Source organism: Pseudomonas flavescens (assembly GCF_013408425.1).
GTDB lineage: Bacteria > Pseudomonadota > Gammaproteobacteria > Pseudomonadales > Pseudomonadaceae > Aquipseudomonas > Aquipseudomonas fulva_A.
In genome coordinates, this window is record NZ_JACBYV010000001.1 from 4,450,884 (window position 1) to 4,476,144 (window position 25,261).

Here is a 25,261-nt window from a genome sequence, read left to right on the forward strand (position 1 = left end):
GCGCCTCAGCGGGGCGCAAGCTCCCTCAAGTGTCGCGCCACCGCCAGCCACGCACCGATATACCCCAACAGCACCGCTCCCAGCAATAGGGAAAAGCCGTCTGCCGGTGGTACGCCGGCCAGTGCGAAGTCGCTGCCGTACAAACCGGACAGGCGTACCACGGCATCGTTCAACCAGTTCAACCCGAAGGCCAGCACCAGCCAGGACAGCACACCGGCGCCCAGGCCGTAGAGCGCGCCCATATAAAGAAAGGGCCGACGCACGTAGCTGTCGGTACCACCGACCAGTTTGATCACTTCGATCTCGGTACGACGGTTCTCGATATGCAGGCGAATGGTGTTACCGATCACCAGCAGCAGCGCCATGATCAGCAAAACCGTGAGACCAAAAACGAAACGGTCACCCAACTTGAGGATCGCGCTCAAACGCTCGACCCACACCAAGTCCAGCTGTGCCTGCTGGACGTTGGGCAGCTCTGCCAACCGCAAACGCAACGCCTCGAGCGTGGCTTTGTCGACTTCCTTGGGCGTTACCAGCACAGCGCCGGGCAACGGGTTGTTAGGCAGTTCCTTGAGGGCTTCGCCCAGCCCGGACTGCTGCTGGAACTCTTCCAGGGCCTTGTCGCGGCTGATCCATTCGGCTTCGGCGACGTCGTCAATGCCGGCAATTTCTTCGCGCAGGGCCTGGCCCTGACTATCGCTGGCGTCGATGGTGAGGAACACCGAAATCTGCGCGGCACGCTCCCAAGTGCCGCCAAGACGCTCGACATTGCCAAGCAGCAGCGACAGGCCCATGGGCAGGCTCAGCGCCACGGCCATCACCAGGCAGGTGAAGAAGCTGCCGATCGGGTGCTTACCGAGACGGCGCAGGCTGTCGACCAGGCTGGCACGGTGGTTTTCCGCCCAGGCGCGCGCCAGGGTGCGGAAATCCGGTTCATCGTTCGGGCCTTGAGGCTCGGCGTTCTTCGGTGCCGCGCCGACACGCTGGGCTGGCTGGGGTGGTGGTACGCGAGAGGCACTCATTCCGCGGCCTCCCCGTCACCAATCAGGCGGCCACGCTGCAGGGTGAGCATGCGATGGCGCATGCGAGCGATCAGGGCCAGGTCGTGGCTGGCGATCAGCACGCTGGTGCCAAGGCGGTTGATGTCTTCGAATACGCCCATGATTTCCGCCGCCAGACGCGGGTCGAGGTTACCGGTGGGTTCGTCGGCCAGCAGCAGGGCCGGACGATGAACGATGGCGCGGGCGATGCCGACGCGCTGCTGCTGGCCGGTGGACAGGTCGCCCGGGTACAGCTCGGCCTTGTCGCTGAGGGAAACCCGTTCCAGTGCAGCGCCGACACGGCGGCCGATATCGCTCTTGGAAAGGCCGAGAATCTGCAACGGCAGGGCCACGTTGTCGAACACGCTGCGGTCGAACAGCAACTGATGGTTCTGGAACACGACGCCGATCTGCCGACGCAGAAAGGGGATCTGCGCGTTGGTGATCTGCGAAAGGTCCTGGCCGGCGAGCAACAGCTTGCCCGACGTCGGTCGCTCCATGGCCAGCAGCAAACGCAACAGTGTGCTCTTGCCGGCGCCGGAGTGGCCGGTGACGAACAGAAACTCGCCGCGACGGACGCGGAAACTCAACTCATGCAACCCGACATGACCGTTGGGGTAACGCTTGCCGACCTGCTCGAATCGGATCATCACTGCTCCCGTTGCTGGAAAAGCGCCTGAACGAAGGGTTCGGCCTCGAAGGTGCGCAGATCGTCGATGCCCTCACCAACGCCGATATAGCGAATCGGCAGGCCGAACTGCTTGGCCAGGGCGAAAATCACACCGCCCTTGGCCGTACCATCCAGCTTGGTCAGGGCCAGGCCGGTCAAGTTCACCGTCTGGTTGAATTGTTTGGCCTGGCTGATCGCGTTCTGACCGGTACCGGCATCCAGTACCAGCAGCACTTCGTGAGGCGCGGTGTCGTCGAGCTTGCCGATTACCCGGCGCACCTTCTTCAGCTCTTCCATCAGATTGTCTTTGGTGTGCAGACGACCGGCGGTATCAGCGATCAGCACGTCCATGCCACGGGCCTTGGCAGCCTGCACCGCGTCGAAGATCACCGAAGCGGAATCGGCACCGGTGTGCTGGGCGATCACCGCGATCTTGTTGCGCTCACCCCACACCTGCAACTGCTCGACGGCAGCGGCGCGGAAGGTATCGCCGGCGGCGAGCATGACCTTCTTGCCCTCGCCCTGGAGTTTCTTGGCCAGCTTGCCGATGGTGGTGGTCTTGCCGGCGCCGTTCACGCCGACCACCAGAATCACGAAGGGCTGCTTGCCGGTATCGATGCGCAGGGGTTGCTCGACCGGGCGCAGCAGCGCGGCGAGCTCCTCCTGCAGGGACTTGTACAGTGCCTCGCTGTCGGTCAACTGCTTGCGCGCGACTTTCTGGGTCAGGCTCTGGATGATCGCCGTGGTGGCCTCGACACCCACATCGGCGGTGAGCAGACGGGTCTCGATCTCGTCGAGCAGATCGTCGTCGATGGCCTTCTTGCCAAGGAACAGGCTGGCCATGCCCTCGCCCAGGCTGGCGCTGGTCTTCGACAGGCCCTGGCGCAGACGGGAAAACCAGCCGCCCTTGTTGTCCGACGGCTTGTTCTGCTCGGCGACCGGCGCGGCCACTTCGACAGGCGCTGCCAGCACGGCGGCCGGGGTCGCCGGCACAGCGTGATGCACGTCGCTACCGCTGGCCAGTTCGACCGGGTGCGCACGCGCGGCGGCCGGTTGCTCGGCAACCGGCTCGTCCAGCGCCTCGGGGCCATGGCGGGTCGGCAGCGGATCGCTGGCCACTGGCTCTGGCTCTGGCTCTGGCTCTGGCTCTGGCTCTGGCTCGGCGATGATCACCGGCTCTACAGGTGCAGGCACCTCGGCCACGACCGGCTCGGGAGCCTCCAGAGCGGGCTGTGGTTCAGGCTCTGCCTGAGGCGCTGCAGGCGCGGGTTCCACAGGCTTCTTGCGCAACCAGCCAAACAGGCCGCGCTTCTCGGTAGCTTTCTCTGCGCCCTGTTCGGCGCTGGCATCAGGGGCCGGGATCTTGTTGTCGTCTTTTGAACCAAACATGGAGGACGGCTATCTCAGAGGGGCGAACGCCATGGCCCTCGCACGGTCGGGCTGAGGGCGGTGCTTGGCGGCAGGCGCACGGGGGATTCGCACACCATCGCTGCACAGACGTGGTCGCCGGTAAAACGGATGCGTATCCTAGCACCTCCGCGCCGCTCACGGCCAAGCCAAGCACGCCGTCCGGCGATGCGCGAGCACACTGCATCAGCGCGGCCCACCCTTGCCGCAATCGCCACGCTTGCCGTGGTTCAACGAGGAGAGAGGTTTGTCCAGTTCACTCGCCCGCCATCTCGCCGGCCTGCTACTAGTCTGCGCCCTGCCCCTGGCAGCCCAGGCCGCGGCGCCGCAACCGACCCATGAATTCACCCTCGACAACGGCCTCAAGGTCGTCGTGCGCGAGGATCACCGCGCCCCGGTGGTAGTTTCTCAGCTTTGGTACAAGGTGGGCTCGAGCTACGAGACCGCCGGCCAGACCGGGCTGTCCCACGCCCTGGAACACATGATGTTCAAGGGCAGCCGCAAGCTCGGCCCGGGCGAAGCCTCAAGGGTGCTGCGCGATCTGGGCGCCGAAGAGAACGCCTTCACCAGCGACGACTACACCGCTTACTACCAGGTGCTCGCCAGCGATCGCCTGGGTGTCGCCTTCGAACTGGAAGCGGACCGCCTGGCCAGCCTGCGCCTGCCGGCCGACGAGTTCTCCCGCGAGATCGAGGTGATCAAGGAAGAGCGCCGCCTGCGCACCGACGACAAGCCCTCGGGCCTGGCCTTCGAGCGCTTCAAGGCCATGGCCTACCCGGCCAGCGGCTACAGCATCCCGACCATCGGCTGGATGGCCGACCTCGATCGCATGACCGTGGACGAACTGCGCCACTGGTACCAGACCTGGTACGTACCCAACAACGCCACCCTGGTGGTGGTCGGCGACGTGACCCCGGATGCGGTCAAGGCCCTCGCCCAGCGCTACTTCGGCGCGATTCCCAAGCGTGAGGTACCGGCGGCCAAGATTCCGCTGGAACTGCCGGCGCCGGGCGAGCGACGCATCACCCTGCACCTCAAGACCCAGTTGCCGAGCCTGATGATGGGCTTCAACGTACCTGGTCTGCCCACCGCCAAGGCGCCACGCGACGTGCATGCCCTGCGCCTGATCGCCGCCCTGCTCGACGGCGGCTACAGCGCGCGCCTGGCAACCCGCCTGGAGCGCGGCGAGGAACTGGTTTCCGGGGCAGGCGCCTGGTACAACGGCTACACCCGCGGCGACAGCCTGTTCATGGTCTCCGCCACACCCAACGTGCAAACCGGCAAGACTCTGGAGCAGACCGAAGCAGGCATCTGGCGCGAGCTTCAAGACCTGCAGAAGAACCCGCCGTCGGCCGAAGAGCTGGCCCGTGTGCGTGCCCAGCTGATCGCCGAACTGGTCTATGACCGCGACTCGATCACCAGCCAGGCCACCGCGATCGGCCAACTGGAAACCGTTGGTTTGTCCTGGCAACTGATCGACCAGGAACTGGCCGAACTGGAGGCCGTGACCCCGGCCGATATCCAGAATGCCGCCAAGACCTATTTCACCCGCGACCGCCTCAGCGTCGCCCACGTACTGCCCGAGGAGAAGCGCGATGAGTAAGCGTAACGGCCCGCGCTACGCCCTGCTGGGGCTGTTCCTGATCGCCCTGCTGGTGGCCCTGACCTTCACCGTGCAGCGCTCTCCCGACGCCGCACCGGCCGCCGCCGACGCGCCGAAGACCGATGACACCCAGTTGCAATCCCTGGCCGAGCTGGATGGCAAGGCGCCCGAGCGGCGCAAGCTGGACATCCAGAGCTGGCAGACCGCCGAAGGCGCCAAGGTGCTGTTCGTGGAAGCCCGCGAGCTGCCGATGTTCGACCTGCGCCTGACCTATGCCGCTGGCAGCAGCCAGGATGGTGACGTGCAGGGCCTGGCCATGCTGACCAACGCCATGCTCAACGAAGGCGTACCCGGCAAGGACGTCGGCGCCATCGCAGCGGGCTTCGAAAGCCTAGGCGCCGAATTCGGCAATGGTGCTTACCGCGACATGGCCGTGACCAGCCTGCGTAGCCTCAGCGATGCCGAGCAGCGCCAGCCTGCCCTGAAGCTGTTCGAGCAGGTGATCGGCCAGCCGACCTTCCCCGCCGACTCCCTGGTGCGCATCAAGAATCAGGTACTCGCGGGCTTCGAGTTCCAGAAGCAGAACCCCGGCAAGCTGGCCAGCCTCGAGTTGTTCGAGCGCCTCTACGGCAACCACCCGTATGGTCATCCCAGCGAAGGCACCCCCGCTTCGGTTCCCGGCATCAGCCGCGAACAGCTGCAGGCCTTCCACGCCAAGGCCTATGCCGCCGGCAATGCGGTGATCGCGCTGGTCGGCGATCTGTCTCGGGAAGAAGCCGAGGCGATGGCCGCGGAGGTCTCCGCAGCGTTGCCCAAGGGCCCGGCGCTGGCCAAGACCATCGCTCCCGAGGAACCGAAAGCCGGCCTGACCCACATCGACTTTCCGTCCAACCAGACCCACTTGCTGATCGCCCAGCTCGGTATCGACCGCCTGGATCCGGATTACGCCGCGCTGTACCTGGGCAATCAGGTGTTCGGCGGTGGTGGTTTCGGTACCCGGCTGATGACCGAAGTGCGCGAGAAGCGCGGCCTGACCTACGGTGTCTACTCCGGCTTCAGTGCCATGCAGGCCCGCGGCCCGTTCATGATCAACCTGCAAACCCGTGCCGAGCTCAGCGATGGCACCCTGCAACTGGTCAAGGACCTGCTCGGCGCGTTCATCGCCAACGGTCCGACCCGGGAGGAGCTGGACGCGGCCAAGCGCGAGACGGCCGGCAGCTTCCCACTGTCCACCGCGAGTAACGCCGCCATCGTCGGCCAGCTCGGCGCCATCGGCTTCTACGATCTGCCGCTGACCTATCTGGAAGACTTCATGGCCCAGGTGCAGGCGCTCAGCGTCGAGCAGGTGAAAACCGCCATGGCCAAGCACCTCGACCCCGAAGCGCTGGTGATCGTCACGGCAGGACCAGAGGTCGAACAGAAGGAGCTGCCGCCGCCCACCGACAAGCCAGTCGAATTGCCGACCGGCGTTCCGGAGCACTGATGGCCAGACGACCCACTCCCGCCAAGCCACCCGTCGCCCATGGTGGCGACGGGCAGTTGCGCATCATCGCTGGTCAATGGCGCAGCCGGCAGTTCGGCTTTCCCATGGCCCACGGCTTGCGCCCGACGCCCAACCGCGTGCGGGAAACCCTGTTCAACTGGCTGGCCCCCTACGTCGAAGCGGCCAAGGTCCTCGATCCGTTCGCCGGCAGCGGCGCGCTGTTTCTCGAGGCCCTGTCACGTGGAGCGGGCAGCGCCCTGGCGCTGGATCTCAACCCGGCAGCGGTGAACAGCCTGCGCGGTCATCTGGCGACCCTGCGCTGCGATAACGGCCAGGTGCTGCAGAGCGATGCCATCGCCTACCTGCAAGGCCAGCCGGCAGTGCCTTTCGATCTGGTGTTTCTCGACCCGCCGTTCAGCCAGGACTTGCTCCTGCCTGCTTGCGAGCTGCTCGAACGGCGCGGCTGGCTGGCCGACGATGCCTGGGTCTATACCGAGAGCGAGCAGCCGCCGTCGAGCCTGGGCATGCCCGGCAACTGGCGCCTGCACCGTGAACAGAAAGCCGGCCAGGTGCATTACGCACTGTGGCAGCGCAGCCATGCATGAGGCCACTCGAGCACTGCGCCAGGCCCTTGTCGATCAGGGCCTGAACCTGCGTGAGCAAGGCGCTGACGAGTGGCAGGGGGAAATTCCCCTGCCTGCCGATCTCGCGCGCTTCTACCGCGAGATCGGCCCGCATGACTGCGCACTGGAAACCAGCGGCAACCCGTTCTTCATTCCTTCGCTGGCGCGTCTGTGGAGGCTGCAGGCGGGCTACCGCTGGCATGGCGTGAGCGGCGAGCGCCTGACGGACTGGCACGATGACTGGCTGGTAGTAGCCGATCAGGGTGGTGACCCGTTCATTTTCGAGATAAGCAGCGGCAAGGTATTGCACGATCGCCACGGGGCTGGCGGCTGGCAGCCTTCGCCGGTGTTCAGCGGGCTGGAACAGATGCTTGCCTGCCTGGCCTGCTTCGATGCGGTATGGAACAGCGCTGGCGACGACATCTTTCTCGACGACTTCAGCGTCAACCCGGTGCACCGCGAGCGTCTGGTCGCGGCTCTGCAGCCGCTGCTGGGTGAGCGCGCTGCCGCACGGTCACTGGCTGAAGAGTTCGGCTGGTAATGAGCGTACCAGGCGTCTGCCGATGACCAGCACACCGCGCTTCGCCCCCGCCTGGTGGCTGTCGGGGCCGCATCTGCAAACGCTGTGGGGCTCGCTATGCCGCCGCCCACCGGTCCTCGAACGCCAACGCGAGCGTCTGTGGCTGGAGGACGGCGACTTCCTCGACCTCGACTGGCACGGCCCTCACGACGCCCATGCACCTCTGGTACTGGTGCTGCATGGCCTGACCGGCTCATCGAGCTCCCATTACGTACTCGGCCTCCAGCGCCAGCTGGCAACCCAGGGCTGGGCCAGCGTGGCGCTGAACTGGCGTGGCTGCTCGGGAGAACCGAACCTGCTGCCGCGCGGCTATCACTCCGGGGCCAGCGAAGACCTTGCCGAAACCGTGCGTCACCTGCGCGCCAAGCGCCCCATGGCGCCGCTCTATGCAGTGGGCTACTCGCTGGGCGGCAACGTGTTGCTCAAGTACCTCGGCGAGAGTGGCGCCGAAAGCGGCCTGCAGGCTGCCACCGCGGTGTCGGTGCCCTTTCGCCTCGATCAGTGCGCGGATCGCATCGGCGTCGGTTTCTCTCGGGTGTATCAGGCGCACTTCATGCGCGCCATGGTCGCCTACGTGAAGGACAAGCAGCGTCTGTTCGCCCATCAGGGCCAGGCAGACCGCCTGTCGATCCTGGAAAAGCTCGGCCCGCTGGACGGCATGCGTACCTTCTGGGATTTCGACGGCCGCATCACCGCGCCGTTGCACGGTTTCGAAAACGCCGACGACTACTATCGCCGTTCCTCGAGCCGCTATTACCTGGGGCGCATCCAGACACCGACGCTGCTGATCCAGTCCAGCGACGACCCGTTCGTATACCCCCACAGCCTGCCCGAGGCCGATGAGCTGGCGCCCTGCATCACCTTCGAGCTGCACGCCCGGGGCGGTCACGTGGGTTTCGTCGATGGCACCGCGCGCCAGCCCGGTTACTACCTGGAGCGCCGCATCCCCGCCTGGCTGCTGGCGATGGATCGGAGTATCCAACCCCGACCCGCCATCCCGATCGGTTCGTAGAGGAGCCAGGTATGGCCGACAACCCAGGTTTCGTGCAGAACGAGCAGCAAATCGACGCGCTGCACCAGCGCTTCGAGGCACAGCGCGAGGCCTTCGTGGCCAACCCGATGCCCTCGGCCGATCAGCGCATCGCCTGGCTCGACAGCCTCAAGGCTCGCCTGCTCAGCGATCAGGATGAGCTGGTTCGCTGCATCAGCGAGGACTTTGGCAATCGCAGCGCCGATGAAACCCTGCTCGCCGAAATGCTCCCCACCGTGCACGGCATCCGCTATACCCGCAAACGCCTGCGCCGCTGGATGAAGCCTTCGCGTCGGCATGTCGGCCTGCCCTTCATGCCGGCCTCGGCGCGGGTGATCTATCAGCCGCTGGGGGTGGTCGGCATCATCGTGCCGTGGAACTACCCGCTATTTCTCGCCATCGCACCGCTGGTCGGCGCCTTGGCCGCCGGCAACCGGGTGATGCTCAAGCTCAGCGAGGCCACCCCGCAGACGTCGCAGCGCCTCAAGGACATGCTGGCGAGCATCTTCCCGGAAGACCTGGTCAGCGTGGTACTCGGCGAAGCCGATGTCGGCATGGCCTTCGCGAAACTGCCGTTCGACCATCTGCTGTTCACCGGCGCCACCAGCATCGGCCGCCACGTGATGCGAGCCGCCGCCGAGAACCTTACCCCGGTTACCCTGGAGCTGGGTGGCAAATCACCCGCAATCGTGTCCAGCGACGTCCCGCTGGAGCACGCTGCCGAACGCATCGCTTTCGGCAAGACCCTGAACGCTGGCCAGACCTGCGTGGCTCCTGACTACGTGCTGGTGCCGCGCCAGCGGATGGAGGGCTTCGTCGACGCCTATCGCCGTGCGGTGCAGCGTTTCTATCCACAGATCGAGGGCAACCCGGACTACACCAGCATCATCAACGCCCGCCAGCGGCAGCGCCTGCTCGGTTATCTGGACGACGCCCGTGACAAGGGCGCGATGGTGATTCCGCTGGCCGCCGAGTGCGCGGACCGGCGCATGCCCCATAGCCTGCTGCTGAATGTCGACGACAGCATGCAGGTGATGCAGGACGAAATCTTCGGCCCGCTGCTGCCAGTCGTGCCCTACGACAGGCTCGACGACGCGCTGGCGTACATCGCCGCGCGCCCAAGGCCGCTGGCGCTCTACTACTTCGGCTACGACCGCCGCGAGCAGCAACACGTGCTCCACCACAGCCACTCCGGCGGCGTATGCCTGAACGACACCCTGCTGCATGTCGCTCAGGACGACATGCCCTTCGGCGGCGTCGGTGCCTCGGGCATGGGCCACTACCACGGTCACGAGGGCTTTCTGACCTTCAGCAAGGCCAAGGGCGTACTGACCAAACAACGCTTCAACCCCGCCCGCCTGATCTACCCGCCCTATGGCAAGGCGCTGCAGAGGCTGGTCTACAAGCTGTTCATCCGCTGATGCGCCGTTCAGCAGCGCGATTAACGCCCACATCCGCAGCGCTCGGCAGACCGTCGACTTGGCCCGCCCCGGCGTGCTGCGCTACCATCCCAATCCCCAACGCTCCCGCCAGGACGTCACGATGAATCGAGTGTTATACCCAGGCACCTTCGACCCCATTACCAAGGGGCACGGCGATCTGGTCGAGCGCGCCTCGCGCCTGTTCGACAGTGTCGTCATCGCGGTCGCTGCCAGCCCGAAGAAGAACCCGCTGTTCTCCCTCGAGCAACGCGTGGAGCTGGCCCGTGAAGTCACCAGGCACCTGCCCAACGTCGAAGTGATCGGCTTCTCCACGCTGCTCGCCTCCTTCGCCAAGGAACAGGGGGCCAACGTCCTGCTGCGCGGCCTGCGTGCGGTATCGGACTTCGAGTACGAGTTCCAGCTGGCGAACATGAACCGCCAACTGGCGCCCGACCTGGAAAGCCTGTTCCTCACCCCATCGGAGAAGTATTCGTTCATTTCCTCCACCCTGGTGCGGGAAATCGCCAACCTCGGCGGCGACATCACCAAGTTCGTCCACCCCGCCGTGGCACAGGCCCTGAGCGAACGCTTCAAGGCGCAGTGATCCCTGAAGCAGCGCGCGGGCAATCCCACACGCTGCGCAGGGGCGTCATTCCGTACGGCGCCCGAGCGTGCGCTGGCGACGACAATCCGGCACAATCCTGCATTCCTGTTTGAATGTGTCGCGGCCAGTGGCCCGGCAGGAGCTTGCCTTTCATGTCCCTGATCATCACCGACGATTGCATCAACTGCGACGTCTGCGAACCTGAGTGCCCGAACGCGGCGATCTCCCAGGGTGAGGAGATCTACGTGATCGACCCCAACCTGTGTACCGAATGCGTGGGCCATTACGACGAGCCCCAGTGCCAGCAGGTCTGCCCCGTGGACTGCATTCCCCTCGACGAAAACAACGTCGAGAGCAAGGAGCAGTTGATGGAGAAGTACCAGATCCTTACCGGCAAGGCGTGAGTGTGGGCCGCTCCACCCGCGGCCGGAACGCCATCTCGGCGCTGTTCAGTACGCTGTTCCTGCTGTGCAGCCTCGGCCTGCAGGCCAGCGAGCAGCCTGGGCGCAGCGCCATCACCACCGCGCACCCGGCAGCCACGGTAGCTGGCCGAGAAACCCTGGCACTGGGCGGCAATGCCTTCGACGCTGCAGTCGCCATCAGTGCGGCTCTCGCAGTGGTCGAACCCTATGGTTCGGGCCTCGGCGGCGGTGGTTTCTTCCTGCTGCGCAAGGCCGACTCCAGTTACGATTTTCTCGACGCCCGCGAACGCGCGCCTGGCGCTGCCCATGCCGACCTCTATCGACGCGATGGGCAAGTGCAGGCGGCGCTGTCCCGCGATGGCGCCCTGGCAGCAGCCATCCCGGGCCTGCCTGCGGCGCTGGTGGAACTGGCTGAGCAACACGGTCGCCTGCCGTTGCGCGACAGCCTGGCCCCGGCGATCCGCCTGGCCCGCGAAGGCTTTCCGGTCGACCGCATATACCGCGAGCGTGCCGAAATGCGCCTGGCGGCCATGCGTGACGATGCAGAAACCGCACGGCTGTTCCTGAGCGACGGCGCGGTGCCCGCAGAGGGCACGCTGCTGCGCCAGCCGGAGCTGGCCGACACCCTGCTGATAATTGCGCGCGAAGGCCGCAATGGCTTCTATGCCGGGCCACTGGCCGAACGGCTGGTGGCCGGCGTGCGTGCTGCGGGTGGGATCTGGACGCTGCAGGACCTGGCCGACTACCGAACCGTGCAGCGCCAACCCATTCGTGTACCGCTGGCCGAAGGCCGCGAGCTGATCAGCGCACCGCCCCCCTCGGCCGGCGGCCTGGCTCTGGCTCAGAGCCTGCTGATTCTGCAGCGCCTGCCCTGGCGGGAGGCAGAACCGGTGCAGCGCAGCCATCTGGTGGTGGAAACCCTGCGCCGCGTCTACCGCGACCGCGGCCTGCTGGGCGACCCGGATTTCGTCGACAGCCCAACGGCCAGCCTGCTCAACCCGGACTATCTGCAGCGCCTGAGTGACGGCATCGACCCGCAGCGGGCCACGCCGAGCAGCGAACTGCCGCCCGCCGGTACCTGGAAGGAAGGCGACCACACCACTCACTTCACCGTACTGGACGCCAGCGGTAACGCGGTAAGCGCCACCCTGTCGATCAATCTGCCGTTTGGCGCCGCCTTCACCGTGCCCGGCACCGGCGTGCTGCTCAACGATGAAATGGACGATTTCGCCGCCGATCTGGCAGGTGCCAACGCCTACGGCCTGACCGGCAGCCACGCCAACGCCATCGCCGCCGGCAAGCGACCACTGTCGAGCATGAGCCCGACCTTCGTGGAAAGTCCCGGCGAATTCACCAGTTTCGGCACGCCAGGCGGCAGCCGTATTCCGAGCATGGTGCTGCTGTCGATCCTCGAGTACCTCGACGGCCAACCGATCGAGCGCTGGCCAGCGGTACCGCGCTATCACCACCAGTACCTGCCGGACGTCATCGAACACGAACCGCAGACCTTCAGCGCCGAGCAGATCGCCGATCTGCAGGCCCGTGGCTACAGCCTGAAGGCGCTGGAGCGGACATACGGCAATCAGCAGGTGCTGCGCTGGAACAAGACCAGCGGCAAGGTGGAAGCGGCCAGCGACCCCCGTGGCGTCGGCAGCAGCGACGTGCAAAAGGCACGGTAACGCTCAGCCGGCAGATCGAAACTCAACAAAAAGCCCCCTGACTCGATGAGAGTCAGGGGGCTTCTGGTTCGCGCGCATAAAATTACTGGCGCTGGTTGTAACCATCCCCGGTGCAGCCCAGGCAACGCACGAAAGCCGCCTTGCCAGGTTCGACCACCAGCGCACGACCGGTGGCGCCGATGCCGCCGCCCATCGCGGTGAACGGTAGAGCGACGACAAAAGCGACTGCGCCGATGGCCGTAGCGCCGATCAGCAGCGGGCGTGCGATCAGCAGGTCACCGATCATGGCGAAACCATCCGGGGCCTGAACGGTGTAAAGCGGGTCTCCACTGACGTTCTGCTGCACTTCTTGCGCGTTGGCAGTCAGCGCCAGCGAGGCAGCAGTCAGCGCCACAACAGCAGCGCAAGAGCGAAACAGTTTCATGGGGCGATCCTTCGAAGGTATACGGACAATGTAGGTAACTATATCAGTGAGCGGGCGATTGTCGCGTGATGGCCGTCAATCGCTGAGCAACTGGTCATTCCATAGGAACGAATGGGCTAGCGCTGACACTTTGGGCAATAGACGCTGGCCCGCTGCCCCAACTTGACCTCGCGTAGCGTGCTGCCACAAACCTTGCAGAACTGGCCGCCGCGGCCATAGGCGAACAGCTCCTGCTGGAAGTAGCCAGGCTGGCCGTCGCCGCCGACGAAATCGCGCAGGGTAGTGCCGCCGCGCTCGATGGCGTGGGCCAGCACGCGCTTGATCTCGTGGGCGAGGCGCACGTAGCGTGCTCGCGACACCGTACCGGCGGCACGGCGTGGATCGATACCCGCAGCGAACAACGCCTCGGTCGCATAGATATTGCCCACCCCGACCACCACGGCGTTGTCCATGATGAACGGCTTGATCGCCACAGCCTTGCCGCGGGACAGCTGATACAGGCGTTCGCCATCGAACAGATCGGTCAGCGGCTCCGGCCCCAGCCGCGCCAGCAGCTCATGTTCCAGCGGCAACTCACTCCACAGCAGCGCGCCGAAGCGACGCGGGTCGGTGTAACGCAGTGCCAGGCCCGACTCCAGCTCGATATCGACGTGCTCGTGCTTGGCAGCCGGCAAGCCGACCTCGACCAGGCGCAGGTTGCCGGACATCCCCAGATGGCTGATCAGCGTGCCGACCTCGGCCTTGATCAACAGGTACTTGGCACGACGCTCCACCTTCTCGATACGCTGCCCGGACAGGCGCACATCGAGATCTTCGGGGATCGGCCAGCGCAGGCGCCGCTCACGGACGATCACCCGGCTGACGCGCTGGCCTTCAAGATAGGGCGCGATACCACGACGGGTGGTTTCGACTTCTGGCAATTCGGGCATGGCGACTACTTCGGCAAGAGGCAAGGCAGCAACCCTAGGCGCTGCCAGGTCGTGGCGTCAACCGTCGACGAGGGCGCGGGTCAGGCGGCGCCGAGGTCGCGAATGCTCTCGCGCAGGCTCTCGAAGTCATAGTTGGAGAGCCCGACATAATCGAGGATCAGCGGCTCGATGCTCTGCCACTCGTGATCCTCGCTCTGGTTGCCCAACACCTGATAACTGCGGCAGATGTGCTCGGCCATCTTGAGGATCGCCAGCAGGTTCTTCAGTTGCGCGTCACGGTCGTTTTCATCGGCGAAGATGGCCAGGGCATTGTGATGATTGGCGATGGCATCGCACAGATGAAGGGGCAGGTTCCAGGATTTTGCCGTGTAGTAGCCGACCACCGCATGATTGGTGTTGAGCAGGCGGTTCTCGGTGTCGACGATGCGCCGCTCGGCACTGGCGCTGGCGTAGGACTCCTCGAGCACCGTCATGTAATCGGGAAAGCGCTTGAGCATCAGCGGGATGCCGCAGTTGTGGAACAGGCCCAGGGTATAGGCCTCGTCCACGGACTCGTAGCCGATGCGTTTGGCCAGGGTTAGACAGGTCATGGCCACATCCTGGGCGGTGTCCCAGAAGCGGTTGAGGGTGACGATGGTGTCGTCGCTCATCTCGCCACGGATCGACAGCGCGTTGACCATGTTGATCACCGAGCGACTGCCCAGCAGGTTGACCGCCCGCTGGATCGAGCCGATGCGGTTGGCCAGGCCGAAATACGGCGAATTGACGATCTTCAGCAAGGCACCGGAAAGCCCCGGATCCTGGCTGATCAGCCGCGCAATGGCCTTGAGGTCCGGGCTGGGCATGTATTGCTCGAACTGCAGGTCAACCATGATCTGCGGTTGCGGCGGCACGCTGATGCCCTGCAGAAACGTCTGGATCTGCTCGGCGGAGAGTTCTTTTTCCATGGGGGATGCGGGGCATGAAAGGTGATGGAGCGCACAGTTTACCCTGTGGCAGATGACTTTTACCCGACGGTTACAGAGTAAATTTACCGGTCATCGCCTCACGTCCAATCCAGGCCGCTGAACCAAGCGCCGGACTCACGGACATTGGACCGGCGGCCGGCTTTTTCGACTGTCACCAAGCGCCCAGCGGGCCGCTCGTTTAGAATGCGCGTTTTTCTCGACGGAGCCCACCATGTCCCTGCCCAGCCTGCGCCTGAAAGCCAACGCCGACCGACGCCTGCGCGCCGGTCATCTGTGGGTCTACAGCAACGAAATCGATGTTGCCGTCACGCCGCTCAACGCCTTCGAGGCCGGCGATCAGGCGATCCTCGAAGCCGCCGGAGGCAAGCCGCTGGGCATCGTCGCTCTCAGCCCGAACAACCTGATCTGCGCACGCCTGCTGTCCCGTGACGTCAAGCACGTGCTGGACAAATCCCTGTTGGTGCATCGCATCAACGTGGCCCTGAGCCTGCGCGAGCGGCTGTTCGACACACCCTGCTATCGCCTGGTGTACGGCGACTCCGACCTGTTACCGGGCCTGGTAGTCGACCGTTTCTTCGACATTCTGGTGGTGCAACTGGCCTCCGCGACCATGGAACGCCACAAGGATGACGTACTGGCGGCACTGATTCAGGTGATCAAGCCCAGCGGCATCCTGCTCAAGAACGACTCCGCCGCCCGCGACGCCGAGGGCCTCGAGCGCTATGTGGACACCGCATTCGGTGTGGTGCCGCAATGGGTCGCGCTGGAAGAGAACGGCGTCAAGTTCGAAGCACCGGTGATCGAAGGCCAGAAAACCGGCTGGTTCTACGACCACCGCATGAACCGTGCCCGCCTGGCGCCTTACGTGCAGGGCAAGCGGGTACTCGACCTGTTCAGCTACATCGGTGGCTGGGGCGTGCAGGCCGCGGCGTTCGGCGCCAGTGAAGTGTTCTGCGTGGACGCCTCGGCCTTCGCCCTCGACGGTGTCGAGCGTAACGCCACGCTCAACGGCTTCGCCGAGAAGATGACCTGCGTGGAGGGTGACGTATTCGCTGCGCTGCGCGAACTCAAGTCCGCCGAAGAACGTTTCGACGTGGTCATCGCCGACCCGCCCGCCTTCATCAAGCGCAAGAAGGACATCAAGAACGGCGAGGCTGCCTACCGTCGCCTCAACGAAACCGCCATGCGCCTGCTCAACAAGGACGGCATTCTGGTCAGCGCCAGTTGCTCGATGCACCTGGAGGAAGACAACCTGCAGAACATCCTGCTGACCAGTGCACGCCACCTCGATCGCAATATCCAGCTGCTCGAACGTGGCGGCCAGGGCCCCGACCATCCGGTGCATCCGGCCATCGGCGAAACCCGCTACATCAAGAGCCTCACCTGCCGGTTGCTGCCCAACAGCTGACGGGCCGTTGCCTGCCAGTCGACGCCGGTCGCTGGCAGGCACCTGCAAACACGGCAAGAAAACGATTTATCGCCGACATTTGTTGCACATTGCCTATTATCGATGATGGATTGCCGGGCATCGCCGAACCCTTGGGGTCGAGCGCGGTCTTTGCTGGGCAGGCCTGAAACCCGGGCCTCGCATGATGATGCATCTTCTTCTGTCACCACCAACGGCGTGGACGATATGCTAAGTCCTCATCAGCACAGAATTCAGACTCCGATGATCTACCCCTCTTCGCGCAGCGCCAGGCGCCTGATAGTCACCGCACTCGCCCCACCTTCGGCATGCAGTGGTCACCGGTGCGCCAGCAACTACCGCTGACGAGTCGGCCCCTGACTGACTGGCAGGCAAAGCAGCGAGCCAGCGCAACCCCGAGCCCTCGGGGGCGACAGTGATCCCCGCTTCCGGTACGGCCCGACCTCACGCAGCGAGGCGGTCGCACCTCAGCAATACTCACGACGGGTTGATCGCTGGCAAGCGCACCTCGTTCTTGCGTGTATCGCTCGCTGCATCTTTTGCCAGCACTACCGCTCCACTCGACCACGTCGCATACGCTCCGGTGGCAGAACCCGGTACCCCGTCATAAGAAGAGAGAAGAGCCAACGTGAACGACGCAACGATGCTCTCCAAACGATGCAGCCAAGGCAGGACACAGCAGAACGAGGACACCGATGCCGCCCGCCGCCGCAAACGCCAGGCCAAGCTGTATGCCATGGCCAGAGCCCAGGAACGCAAGCGGATCGCCCGCGAACTGCATGACGAGCTGGGTCAGCAGTTGACCGCACTGCAGCATGGGCTCGGCGTGCTGCGCATCCACCTGAGCCGGGAACGCCCCGACCTGAGCGAGCAGATTCTTCACCTGATCAACATTTCCCACAGTGCCATCGATGCCATACGCGACGTCCAGTTCGGCGGCCCCATCGGACGCTTGCAAGAGGACCTCGAAAACACCCTGCAGACCCTCGCCGAGGAGTTCCGGCAACTGTCTGGAATCACCTGTCGCTGCAGCCTGCCCTCCACACCGATCGACCTCGCCCCCGACCAGGCTTCGCACCTGTACCGCATCGTGCAGGAATCGCTGACCAATATCCTGCGCCACGCCAATGCCAGTTGGGCGGCGGTCAGTCTCGAACGGCGCGACAACGATTACGTGCTGGAAATTTCCGACGACGGCTGCGGCTTCACCCTCAGCGATACCTTGCCGGACTCCACCGGATTGTCCGGCATGCGCGAACGCGGCAAGCGCCTGGGCGGACCGGTGATCATTTTCAGCCACCCCGGCCAAGGCACCATCGTGCAGGCGATTTTCCCGGTAAAACCCCGCTCTTAAGGACCCCTCCATGATCAATCTGATGATCGCCGACGACCACATGATCATGCGCGAAGGGCTGAAACGCCTGTTCGAGCTCTACAACGACATCCACATCGCCGCAGAAGCGGCCGATGGCCCGCAGGCCCTCGAACGACTGCGCGTCACCCCGGTGGATCTGCTGCTGCTCGACATCAGCATGCCCGGCCTGAGCGGAGAGGCGCTGATCGCCCGGATCAACCACCAGTACCCGACCCTGCCGATTCTGGTGCTGAGCATGCACAGCGACCCGCACGTCGCCATGCGCGTGCTGCGCTGCGGGGCAGCTGGCTACCTGACCAAGAGCCAGTCACCGGAAGCCCTCATCGATGCGGTCAGAAAGGTCAGCGGCGGCGCCCGCTACATCGATCCCGACCTGATGGAGCCGATCGCCCTCAGCAGCCTCAAGCCAAGCACCCGCAACGGGCTCGACAGCCTGACCAATCGCGAGTTCCAGATCATGCGGTTACTCGCCGGCGGGCTGAGCGTGAATCACATCGCCGAACAGCTGATGATCAGCAACAAGACGGTCAGTACTCATAAGATCAATCTGATGGAGAAGATGAGCTTCTCCAGCAATGCCGACCTGATCAAGTTCGCCTCCAGCCTCATCGAATCCGAATACAGATAAGAATATCCCTAGTCTTTATCGGTATTTATGCACACCGATAAATCAGCAATACCCGATGCCGCCTGCTTGGATGCTTAATGCATGCTGCGGACGTCCAAAGGAATGACTGGTCACCGCGTAGGAAGCCCCCGCCCGATACCCGTTCCGTGGAGACATGAGTCCAGTCCACCGCGGAGCGATGACGTGCAAGATAGAACCTCTCACCTGATTGCCCCGTCGCTGATTCTGGTTGCCGGCATCGCCGCCGTACTGCTGGTCGGCCAGGGCATACTGGGCACGCTCCCCGTGCTGTGTGGCCTGATCGTGCTTGGCACCGTGGCGATTGTGGTGCTGCGCAAGCAAACCTCGACGCAGGCCTCGCTGCAATCCATCGACGCGGAGCCGGACGCACCCAGCGCGGCCCACGCCGACAATCTCGATCGCCTCTGCGAGCAGACCCTGCCGCTCTGGTCACAGCAGATCGAGACCGCGCGCAGCCACACCGAAGAATCCATCAGCGCCCTCAGCGAGCGCTTTGCCCTGTTGGCCACGCGCATCCAGAACAGCCTTGGCGGCAGCACGGAGCGTGAGGCGGGCAAACGCCTGGTGGCGCTGTTGTCGACCTGTGAATACGAGTTGGACATGATCGTCCTGGCCCTGCGCGAAGCACTGGCCAGCAAGGAATCGCTGCTCAAGGAAGTCATGCAGCTTTCCACCTTCACCGAGCAGTTGCAGGACATGGCGCAGGATGTCGCCAACATCGCCAAACAGACCAACCTGCTGGCCCTCAACGCAGCCATCGAAGCGGCTCGCGCGGGCGAAAGCGGCCGCGGCTTCGCCGTGGTCGCCGACGAAGTGCGCAAGCTCTCGTCGATGTCGGGGGCCACCGGGCAACGCATCGGCGAGACCGTGGTGATCGTCAACGACGCCATCCACAAGACCCTGAGCATTTCCCAGGAATACACCAAGACCGACACCGCCACCCTGAACAAGGCCAGTGAAGTCATTGCCGGGGTGATCAACCGCTTCAACCAGAACGCCACCGACATCGTCAATCACAACGAAACGATGCGCGCACAGAGCGAAGCCGTCGCCCAGGACATCGCCGAAGTACTGGTGGCGCTGCAATTCCAGGACCGCACCAGCCAGATGCTCGGCCACATCGCCGGTGACCAGGAAAAACTGCTCGCCTACCTCCACGAACGCAACGCCCAGCGTCGCCAGGGCCTGAGCCCGGCGCCGCTGGATGTCGAGCGCTGGCTGCGCGAGCTGGCCCAGACCTACACCACACCCGAGCAGCACGACGTGCATCGCGGCGACAGCTCCGCCAGGCGCAACGATTCTGAAATCACGTTTTTCTGAGGTTCCCCCATGAGCAAGACCGTACTCATCGTCGACGACTCCACCTCCATCCGTCAGGTCGTCAGCATTACGCTCCGTGGGGCCGGCTATCAGGTCATCGAGGGCTGTGACGGCAAGGATGCCCTGAGCAAGCTCGATGGCCGCAAGGTGCACCTGATCATCAGTGACGTGAACATGCCGAACATGGACGGCATCACCTTCGTCAAACAGGTCAAGCAGATGCCCGCCTACAAATTCACCCCGGTGATCATGCTCACCACCGAGGCGGGCGAAGCGAAGAAGGAGGAAGGACGCGCAGCGGGTGCCAAGGCCTGGGTGGTCAAGCCCTTCCAGCCGGCGCAAATGCTCACTGCCGTGTCCAAGCTGATCCTGCCATGAACACCGCGTCGGCAGAGAACCTCTACCGCATCCTGCCACTGGAGGGTGGCCTGACCATCTACAGCGCGGCCGAGCACATGGAGCTGCTGACTCAGGTACTGGCCCCGGGTACCGAAGTGGAACTCGACCTCGGGGCGGTGGATGAACTCGATTGCGCAGGCCTGCAGTTGCTGATTCTGGCCAAGCAGGAAGCCACGCGGATGAGCTGCGACCTGCGCCTGACCAACCACAGCCCGGCCGTGATCGAAGCCTTCGAGCTGAGCGGGCTCGGCACCTTTTTCGGCGACCCCATCCTGATCAAGCCGGCGAGCGAGTAGTCACCATGAACATGGACGAAGTGCTGCAGATCTTCATCGCCGAAAGCCAGGAGCTGTTGCAGCAGATGGAAGAAGCCCTGCTGCAGCTGGAAAACAGCCCGGGCGATGCCGACACCATCAACGCGATCTTTCGTGCCGCCCACACCATCAAGGGTTCGGCAGGGCTGTTCGGCCTCGACGTGATCGTCGCCTTCACCCATATCGCCGAAAGCGTGCTGGACCGGGTGCGCACTGGCGAGCTGCACTTCGACAAGGAGATGACCGCCCTCTTCCTGCAGGTGGGCGACCACCTGGCGCGCCTGGTCGCGCTGGTCGACGGCGGCACCGACCTGCAGTGCATGGACCCCGATACCCAGGCGCTGCACGAGCAACTGGGTGAGCGTCTCACTCATTACCTGGCCCCCGCAGCGGACGCCGGACGCGTGCCGGCCGCCGCCACACGTATCGAACGCGGCCATGGTCCGGGCGTTGGTGCCGACCACTGGCACCTGTCCCTGCGCTTCGGCCCCGACACCCTGCGCAACGGCATGGACCCGCTGGGTCTGTTCCGCTACCTGAATACCTTCGGCCGCATCATCAGCATCGTTCCGCTGCTCGATCGCATCCCCGCAGCCGCCGAGATGGACCCGGAAACCTGCTACCTGGGTTTCGAGGTCGCCTTCGCCAGTGACGCCGACAAGGCCACCATCGACGGTGCCTTCGAGTTCGTCCGTGAAGACAGCCTGATCCGCATCCTGCCGCCCAACAGCAAGTCGGACGAGTACCTGGAGCTGATCCGCGCCCTGCCCGAAGAAGACATGCGTCTGGGCGAAATCCTCATGCGTTGCGGCACCCTGACCGCCAGCGAACTGCAGGACGTGCTGCACGCCCAGGTGCAGGGCCAGGAGCGCGACGAGCCGCGTCCGATCGGCCGGGTGCTGGTGGAAGAGAGCCTGGTGCAACCACCGGTGATCGCCGCCGCGCTGCAGAAACAGCAGCAGATCAAGGAAAACCGCAGCAACGAGAACAGCCTGATCCGCGTCGATGCCGGCAAGCTGGATCGCCTGATCGACCTGGTGGGTGAACTGATCATCGCCGGTGCCGGCGCGCGCATGACCGCGCAGAACTGCGGCCACCCGGAAATGCTCGAAGCCACCGAGCTGCTTTCGCGACTCGTGGAAGAAGTCCGCGACTCGGCACTGCCGCTGCGCATGGTGCAGATCGGCAGCACCTTCAACCGCTTCCAGCGCGTGGTGCGCGACGTGTCCGGCGAGCTCGGCAAGGACATCGCCCTGTCCATCAGCGGCGGCGAGACCGAGCTCGACAAGACCGTGGTCGAGCGCATCACCGACCCGCTGACGCACCTGGTACGCAACGCCATGGATCATGGCATCGAACCGGTCGACACGCGCCTGGCACGGGGCAAGCCCGCCCAGGGCAACGTCTCGCTGAACGCCTACCACGATGCCGGCAGCATCATCCTCGAGGTCAGCGACGACGGCGGCGGCCTCGACTCACAGCGCATCCTCGCCAAAGCCCGTGAACGCGGCCTGGTCGGCGAGGGCCAGACGCTGACCGAGAAGGAAATCTTCGCGCTGATCTTCGAGCCCGGCTTCTCCACCGCCGAGCAGGTCAGCAACCTGTCCGGACGCGGCGTCGGCATGGACGTGGTCAAGCGCAACATCGCCGCCCTGCGCGGCACCATCGAGCTGGACAGCAGCCTCGGCCAGGGCACGCGCATCCGTATCCGCCTGCCCCTGACCCTGGCGATCATCGACGGCTTCCTGGTCAGCGTCGGCCAGGCCGGCTACGTGATTCCGCTGGAGCTGGTGGAGGAATGCATCGAGCTGCAGGCCGACACCCTGCTGGAACGCGGGCATCTCGAACTGCGCGGGCAGATGTTGCCCATCGTCCGCCTGCGCGAGCTGTTCGAGGACGACAGCCCGGCGCCACGGCGCGAGAGCGTGGTGGTGGTGCAACAGGCAGGTCTGCGCGCCGGGCTGGTGGTCGATCAGTTGCTCGGTGAATTCCAGACGGTCATCAAGCCACCGGGCAAGGTGTTCTCCAGCTGCCCGGGCCTCGGCGGCTTCACCATTCTCGGTGACGGCGCGGTGGCCTTGATCCTCGACATTCCCAGCCTGCTCACCCAACTCACCAGCACCCCGGAAGCCCCGCGCCGGGCGAGGCTCGAAGCATGAACATGGCAACGCTTGGGCACGAGTCCACCGCACACCAGTACCTGACCTTCATCCTGGCCGGCGAGCACTACGCCGTCGATACCCTGAGCGTACGTGAGATCCTCGAGTACACCCGCTTCACTCCGGTGCCGCGCATGCCGCCCACGGTGCGCGGCGCGACCAACCTGCGCGGTGCCGTGGTGCCGGTGATCGATCTGCTGGCGCGCTTCAGCGGCGAGCGTACGACGCTCGGCAAACGCACCTGCATCGTCATTCTCGACGTACCCGACGAGGATCGTCCGCAGCCTCTCGGCGTGCTGGTCGATGCAGTCAGCGCAGTGCGTGAGATCAGCCCGCACGAGATCCAGCCGGCACCGGCTTTCGGCAGCCATCTGCGCAGCGAATTCATCACCGGTGTCGTTCGCCTGGACGATCGCTTCGTCACGCTCCTGGCACTCGATCAGGTACTCGATCTGGAAACACTTGGCACCTCCACCACCAGCGACGTCGGCAGAACCGTACGGCCTTGATCTCACCCGCGACTCTCCATTCGAAAGGATCTCCAGCATGCTCAGCAACTTCAAGATCGGTACCCGGCTCATCGTCGCGTTCGTCCTGGTCGCGGGAATCAGTGCCATAGTCGGCCTAGTCGGCCTGTCCAACACCTCGACCATGAACGACCTGGCAGACAGGATGTACTCCAGGGAACTGGTAGGCCTCTCCAAGATCAAGGATGCCAACATCAACCTCATCTACATTGGCCGAGCCCGCGCTAACTTCCTTCTCGCGACCACCCAACAGGATCGTGATCGGATTCGCGCCGATATCACCAATTACAGCGAAACTGCGCGAAAACTGATCGATGAGGCCCGTCTGCAGTTCGCCAGCGAGCGCTCCATGGAGCTTTTCCGAGAGGCCGACTCGGTCTGGAAGGACTACCAGAGCAGCATGGATCAGACGTTGCAAACGGCGGCCAATCAAGCCTTGTACGCGGAGAACCCCGAACTGCAGCGGCAGCTGACCCAGACACGTGCATACGGCGACAAGATCGACAGCATCTTCTCCGAGCTCTCGCGCATCAAGGAGACCAACGCCAGCGATGCCAACGATCAGACCACCGAGCTCTACGAAGCCAGCCGCGACATCATGATCGGCGTCATCATCGGTGGCCTGCTGATCGGTGTCGTGCTCGGCCTGCTGATCAGCCGCAGCATCACCCGCCCGCTCAGCCGCGCGGTGGAAGCCGCCAACCTGCTGGCCGAAGGCGACTTGCGCGTGAAACTCGATAGCACCGCTCGCGACGAGACCGGCCAGTTGCTGAAGTCGATGGGCAACATGAGCGAGAAGCTCACGCAGATCATCGCCGAGGTACGCGGCTCCGCCGACTCGCTGTCCAGCGCCTCCGAGGAGATTTCCTCGACCGCCCAGAGCATGAGCCAGGCGGCTTCCGAACAGGCGGCTTCGGTGGAGGAAACCAGTGCGTCGATGGAGCAGATGTCCGCCTCCATTTCGCAGAACACCGAGAACGCCCGGGTCACCGACGGCATGGCCAGCAAAGCCTCCAACGAAGCGGGCGAAGGCGGCCAGGCGGTCAAGGACACCGTGCGAGCCATGAAGACCATCGCCGACAAGATCGGCATCGTCGACGACATCGCCTACCAGACCAACCTGCTCGCCCTCAACGCCGCCATCGAGGCGGCCCGGGCCGGCGAACACGGCAAGGGCTTCGCGGTGGTCGCCGCGGAAGTACGCAAGCTGGCCGAGCGCAGCCAGGTGGCGGCCCAGGAAATCGGCGAAGTCGCCAAGAACAGCGTGGCGCTGGCCGAACGTGCTGGCACCCTGCTCGACGAGATCGTCCCGTCCATCGCCAAGACCTCCGACCTGGTGCAGGAAATCGCGGCGGCCTCCGACGAGCAGAGCAGCGGCGTCAGCCAGATCAGCACGGCGATGAACCAGCTCAGCGAACTGACCCAGCAGAATGCCTCGGCCTCCGAGGAGCTCGCCGCCACCGCCGAGGAAATGAGCGGCCAGGCCGAACAGCTGCAGCAACTGATGGACTTCTTCCGCCTCAGCGGCAGTGGCGAGCGCATCACCACCGTCAACCCACCACGCAACAGGCCACAGACCAACCGCGGCAACGGCGGCACACGCCAGCTGCGTGAAGACGAGGGCCAGCAAGGCCATGGCACGGGCCTGCCGGCCGGTTACGTGCGCTTTCAGGAGTAAGCCATGAGCTCCGATACCCGGCTGCTCGACGACGCTACCGCAGTGTCGGGCCAGTACCTGACCTTCACCCTGGCTCAGGAACTGTTCGCGGTGGAAATCCGTGCCGTACGGGAGATCATCGAGTACGGCCGGCTGACCACGGTGCCGATGATGCCGCCAAGCATTCTTGGCGTGATCAACCTGCGCGGCGCGGTGGTGCCGGTGATGGATCTCGGCCAGCGCTTCGGCGGCCGGGCCACGGCCATCGGCCCGAGAACCTGCATCGTGATTCTGGAGATACTCAACCAGACCAGCACCCAGGTGATCGGCATGGTGGTGGACGCCGTCAACGAGGTCCGTGAACTGAGCGCCGAGCAGATCGAACCGACGCCCAGCTTCGGAGGCAGCATCCGTACCGATTTCATTCGTGGCATGGGCAAGCTGGATGAGCGGCTGGTGGTGATGCTCGACATCAGCCGGATCATTTCCGCGCAGGAGCTCGTGGCACTGGACCAGGCCGAACGGCATGGTCTCGACGGCGCTCGAGCCTGA

25 protein-coding genes are annotated in these 25,261 nt (G+C 64.6%); 19 read left to right on the forward strand and 6 right to left on the reverse strand.

Annotated features, from left to right (window positions below):
* Nucleotides 1–5 precede the first annotated feature (5 nt).
* From ftsX to ftsY, 3 genes are read right to left on the reverse strand one after another with little or no spacing between them, the layout of a single operon-like run.
* On the reverse strand, nucleotides 6–1,022 hold the full coding sequence (ftsX, locus tag FHR27_RS19965) for a permease-like cell division protein FtsX (RefSeq protein WP_179539370.1): 1,017 nt from the start codon (nucleotides 1,020–1,022) through the stop codon (nucleotides 6–8).
* Complete coding sequence (gene ftsE / locus FHR27_RS19970) at nucleotides 1,019–1,690, reverse strand: cell division ATP-binding protein FtsE (protein WP_042555949.1); 672 nt, start codon at nucleotides 1,688–1,690, stop codon at nucleotides 1,019–1,021. Before ftsE ends, ftsX begins: the two co-directional genes overlap by 4 nt.
* On the reverse strand, nucleotides 1,690–3,099 hold the full coding sequence (gene ftsY / locus FHR27_RS19975; RefSeq protein ID WP_042555948.1) for a signal recognition particle-docking protein FtsY: 1,410 nt from the start codon (nucleotides 3,097–3,099) through the stop codon (nucleotides 1,690–1,692). Before ftsY ends, ftsE begins: the two co-directional genes overlap by 1 nt.
* Nucleotides 3,100–3,364: 265 nt before the next feature.
* Between ftsY and FHR27_RS19980 the strand changes: the two genes are divergently transcribed.
* The 9 genes from FHR27_RS19980 to ggt all read left to right on the forward strand — a co-directional run bounded on the left by FHR27_RS19980 (nucleotide 3,365) and on the right by ggt (nucleotide 12,562).
* Entirely contained in the window at nucleotides 3,365–4,720 is a 1,356-nt protein-coding gene (locus tag FHR27_RS19980; RefSeq protein ID WP_042555947.1) for a M16 family metallopeptidase, read from the forward strand.
* Complete coding sequence (locus tag FHR27_RS19985; RefSeq protein ID WP_179539371.1) at nucleotides 4,713–6,203, forward strand: M16 family metallopeptidase; 1,491 nt, start codon at nucleotides 4,713–4,715, stop codon at nucleotides 6,201–6,203. Before FHR27_RS19980 ends, FHR27_RS19985 begins: the two co-directional genes overlap by 8 nt.
* Entirely contained in the window at nucleotides 6,203–6,808 is a 606-nt protein-coding gene (gene rsmD, locus FHR27_RS19990; protein ID WP_042555945.1) for a 16S rRNA (guanine(966)-N(2))-methyltransferase RsmD, read from the forward strand. The genes FHR27_RS19985 and rsmD overlap by 1 nt, the downstream gene beginning before the upstream one ends.
* The gene (locus FHR27_RS19995) at nucleotides 6,801–7,367 is read left to right on the forward strand and encodes a hypothetical protein (protein WP_179539372.1); all 567 of its coding nucleotides are present in this window, start codon (nucleotides 6,801–6,803) and stop codon (nucleotides 7,365–7,367) included. Before rsmD ends, FHR27_RS19995 begins: the two co-directional genes overlap by 8 nt.
* A gap of 22 nt (nucleotides 7,368–7,389) precedes the next feature.
* Complete coding sequence (locus tag FHR27_RS20000) at nucleotides 7,390–8,418, forward strand: hydrolase (RefSeq protein ID WP_042555943.1); 1,029 nt, start codon at nucleotides 7,390–7,392, stop codon at nucleotides 8,416–8,418.
* An 11-nt stretch (nucleotides 8,419–8,429) separates the two neighbouring features.
* Nucleotides 8,430–9,857, forward strand: coding sequence for a coniferyl aldehyde dehydrogenase (locus tag FHR27_RS20005; RefSeq protein WP_042555942.1), 1,428 nt, complete (start codon nucleotides 8,430–8,432; stop codon nucleotides 9,855–9,857).
* 121 nt (nucleotides 9,858–9,978) lie between these two features.
* A complete protein-coding gene (gene coaD / locus FHR27_RS20010) occupies nucleotides 9,979–10,461 on the forward strand; it encodes a pantetheine-phosphate adenylyltransferase (protein WP_042555941.1) in 483 nt (160 codons plus the stop codon).
* A 152-nt stretch (nucleotides 10,462–10,613) separates the two neighbouring features.
* Nucleotides 10,614–10,865, forward strand: coding sequence for a YfhL family 4Fe-4S dicluster ferredoxin (locus FHR27_RS20015; RefSeq protein ID WP_042555940.1), 252 nt, complete (start codon nucleotides 10,614–10,616; stop codon nucleotides 10,863–10,865).
* A 2-nt stretch (nucleotides 10,866–10,867) separates the two neighbouring features.
* Nucleotides 10,868–12,562 (forward strand): gamma-glutamyltransferase, encoded by a 1,695-nt coding sequence (gene ggt, locus FHR27_RS20020; RefSeq protein WP_179539373.1) that lies wholly within the window; start codon nucleotides 10,868–10,870, stop codon nucleotides 12,560–12,562.
* An 82-nt stretch (nucleotides 12,563–12,644) separates the two neighbouring features.
* Here ggt and FHR27_RS20025 read toward each other — a convergent pair whose 3' ends face one another.
* The 3 genes from FHR27_RS20025 to FHR27_RS20035 form a co-directional block, all read right to left on the reverse strand.
* Complete coding sequence (locus FHR27_RS20025) at nucleotides 12,645–12,986, reverse strand: hypothetical protein (protein ID WP_042555939.1); 342 nt, start codon at nucleotides 12,984–12,986, stop codon at nucleotides 12,645–12,647.
* Between the two features lie 116 nt (nucleotides 12,987–13,102).
* Entirely contained in the window at nucleotides 13,103–13,915 is an 813-nt protein-coding gene (mutM, locus tag FHR27_RS20030) for a bifunctional DNA-formamidopyrimidine glycosylase/DNA-(apurinic or apyrimidinic site) lyase (RefSeq protein ID WP_042555938.1), read from the reverse strand.
* Between the two features lie 80 nt (nucleotides 13,916–13,995).
* A complete protein-coding gene (locus FHR27_RS20035) occupies nucleotides 13,996–14,862 on the reverse strand; it encodes an HDOD domain-containing protein (protein ID WP_218878506.1) in 867 nt (288 codons plus the stop codon).
* Nucleotides 14,863–15,094: 232 nt separating this feature from the next.
* Between FHR27_RS20035 and FHR27_RS20040 the strand changes: the two genes are divergently transcribed.
* The 10 genes from FHR27_RS20040 (at nucleotide 15,095) to FHR27_RS20085 (ending at nucleotide 25,261) form a co-directional block, all read left to right on the forward strand.
* Nucleotides 15,095–16,291: a class I SAM-dependent rRNA methyltransferase gene (locus FHR27_RS20040; protein ID WP_042555936.1), complete on the forward strand. Its 1,197-nt coding sequence runs from the start codon at nucleotides 15,095–15,097 to the stop codon at nucleotides 16,289–16,291.
* A 646-nt stretch (nucleotides 16,292–16,937) separates the two neighbouring features.
* A complete protein-coding gene (locus tag FHR27_RS20045; RefSeq protein ID WP_042555935.1) occupies nucleotides 16,938–17,663 on the forward strand; it encodes a sensor histidine kinase in 726 nt (241 codons plus the stop codon).
* Nucleotides 17,664–17,673: 10 nt separating this feature from the next.
* Nucleotides 17,674–18,312, forward strand: a complete 639-nt coding sequence (locus FHR27_RS20050; RefSeq protein ID WP_042555934.1) for a response regulator — start codon at nucleotides 17,674–17,676, stop codon at nucleotides 18,310–18,312.
* 621 nt (nucleotides 18,313–18,933) lie between these two features.
* Nucleotides 18,934–19,653 (forward strand): methyl-accepting chemotaxis protein, encoded by a 720-nt coding sequence (locus FHR27_RS27360; RefSeq protein WP_444964389.1) that lies wholly within the window; start codon nucleotides 18,934–18,936, stop codon nucleotides 19,651–19,653.
* 9 nt (nucleotides 19,654–19,662) lie between these two features.
* Nucleotides 19,663–20,031, forward strand: coding sequence for a response regulator (locus FHR27_RS20060; RefSeq protein ID WP_042555932.1), 369 nt, complete (start codon nucleotides 19,663–19,665; stop codon nucleotides 20,029–20,031).
* The gene (locus FHR27_RS20065) at nucleotides 20,028–20,348 is read left to right on the forward strand and encodes an STAS domain-containing protein (RefSeq protein ID WP_042555931.1); all 321 of its coding nucleotides are present in this window, start codon (nucleotides 20,028–20,030) and stop codon (nucleotides 20,346–20,348) included. Before FHR27_RS20060 ends, FHR27_RS20065 begins: the two co-directional genes overlap by 4 nt.
* 5 nt (nucleotides 20,349–20,353) lie before the next feature.
* Nucleotides 20,354–22,525 (forward strand): chemotaxis protein CheA, encoded by a 2,172-nt coding sequence (locus FHR27_RS20070; RefSeq protein WP_042555930.1) that lies wholly within the window; start codon nucleotides 20,354–20,356, stop codon nucleotides 22,523–22,525.
* On the forward strand, nucleotides 22,522–23,034 hold the full coding sequence (locus FHR27_RS20075) for a chemotaxis protein CheW (RefSeq protein ID WP_042555929.1): 513 nt from the start codon (nucleotides 22,522–22,524) through the stop codon (nucleotides 23,032–23,034). The genes FHR27_RS20070 and FHR27_RS20075 overlap by 4 nt, the downstream gene beginning before the upstream one ends.
* A gap of 37 nt (nucleotides 23,035–23,071) precedes the next feature.
* On the forward strand, nucleotides 23,072–24,730 hold the full coding sequence (locus FHR27_RS20080) for a methyl-accepting chemotaxis protein (RefSeq protein ID WP_042555928.1): 1,659 nt from the start codon (nucleotides 23,072–23,074) through the stop codon (nucleotides 24,728–24,730).
* A gap of 3 nt (nucleotides 24,731–24,733) precedes the next feature.
* On the forward strand, nucleotides 24,734–25,261 hold the full coding sequence (locus FHR27_RS20085) for a chemotaxis protein CheW (RefSeq protein ID WP_042555927.1): 528 nt from the start codon (nucleotides 24,734–24,736) through the stop codon (nucleotides 25,259–25,261).

Excerpts from the sequence above, each read along its gene's own strand:
- ftsX (WP_179539370.1), bottom strand. The coding sequence starts at position 1,022 with ATGAGTGCCTCTCGCGTACCACCACCCCAGCCAGCCCAGCGTGTCGGC.
- ftsY (WP_042555948.1), bottom strand. The coding sequence starts at position 3,099 with ATGTTTGGTTCAAAAGACGACAACAAGATCCCGGCCCCTGATGCCAGC.
- FHR27_RS20000 (WP_042555943.1), top strand. The coding sequence starts at position 7,390 with ATGACCAGCACACCGCGCTTCGCCCCCGCCTGGTGGCTGTCGGGGCCG.
- rsmD (WP_042555945.1), top strand. The coding sequence starts at position 6,203 with ATGGCCAGACGACCCACTCCCGCCAAGCCACCCGTCGCCCATGGTGGC.
- FHR27_RS27360 (WP_444964389.1), top strand. The coding sequence starts at position 18,934 with ATGATCGTCCTGGCCCTGCGCGAAGCACTGGCCAGCAAGGAATCGCTG.
- coaD (WP_042555941.1), top strand. The coding sequence starts at position 9,979 with ATGAATCGAGTGTTATACCCAGGCACCTTCGACCCCATTACCAAGGGG.
- FHR27_RS19995 (WP_179539372.1), top strand. The coding sequence starts at position 6,801 with ATGCATGAGGCCACTCGAGCACTGCGCCAGGCCCTTGTCGATCAGGGC.
- FHR27_RS20065 (WP_042555931.1), top strand. The coding sequence starts at position 20,028 with ATGAACACCGCGTCGGCAGAGAACCTCTACCGCATCCTGCCACTGGAG.
- FHR27_RS20050 (WP_042555934.1), top strand. The coding sequence starts at position 17,674 with ATGATCAATCTGATGATCGCCGACGACCACATGATCATGCGCGAAGGG.
- FHR27_RS20070 (WP_042555930.1), top strand. The coding sequence starts at position 20,354 with ATGAACATGGACGAAGTGCTGCAGATCTTCATCGCCGAAAGCCAGGAG.
- FHR27_RS20025 (WP_042555939.1), bottom strand. The coding sequence starts at position 12,986 with ATGAAACTGTTTCGCTCTTGCGCTGCTGTTGTGGCGCTGACTGCTGCC.
- FHR27_RS20075 (WP_042555929.1), top strand. The coding sequence starts at position 22,522 with ATGAACATGGCAACGCTTGGGCACGAGTCCACCGCACACCAGTACCTG.
- FHR27_RS20035 (WP_218878506.1), bottom strand. The coding sequence starts at position 14,862 with ATGGAAAAAGAACTCTCCGCCGAGCAGATCCAGACGTTTCTGCAGGGC.
- FHR27_RS20085 (WP_042555927.1), top strand. The coding sequence starts at position 24,734 with ATGAGCTCCGATACCCGGCTGCTCGACGACGCTACCGCAGTGTCGGGC.
- FHR27_RS20015 (WP_042555940.1), top strand. The coding sequence starts at position 10,614 with ATGTCCCTGATCATCACCGACGATTGCATCAACTGCGACGTCTGCGAA.
- FHR27_RS20005 (WP_042555942.1), top strand. The coding sequence starts at position 8,430 with ATGGCCGACAACCCAGGTTTCGTGCAGAACGAGCAGCAAATCGACGCG.
- FHR27_RS19985 (WP_179539371.1), top strand. The coding sequence starts at position 4,713 with ATGAGTAAGCGTAACGGCCCGCGCTACGCCCTGCTGGGGCTGTTCCTG.
- mutM (WP_042555938.1), bottom strand. The coding sequence starts at position 13,915 with ATGCCCGAATTGCCAGAAGTCGAAACCACCCGTCGTGGTATCGCGCCC.
- ftsE (WP_042555949.1), bottom strand. The coding sequence starts at position 1,690 with ATGATCCGATTCGAGCAGGTCGGCAAGCGTTACCCCAACGGTCATGTC.
- FHR27_RS20060 (WP_042555932.1), top strand. The coding sequence starts at position 19,663 with ATGAGCAAGACCGTACTCATCGTCGACGACTCCACCTCCATCCGTCAG.
- FHR27_RS20080 (WP_042555928.1), top strand. The coding sequence starts at position 23,072 with ATGCTCAGCAACTTCAAGATCGGTACCCGGCTCATCGTCGCGTTCGTC.
- FHR27_RS20040 (WP_042555936.1), top strand. The coding sequence starts at position 15,095 with ATGTCCCTGCCCAGCCTGCGCCTGAAAGCCAACGCCGACCGACGCCTG.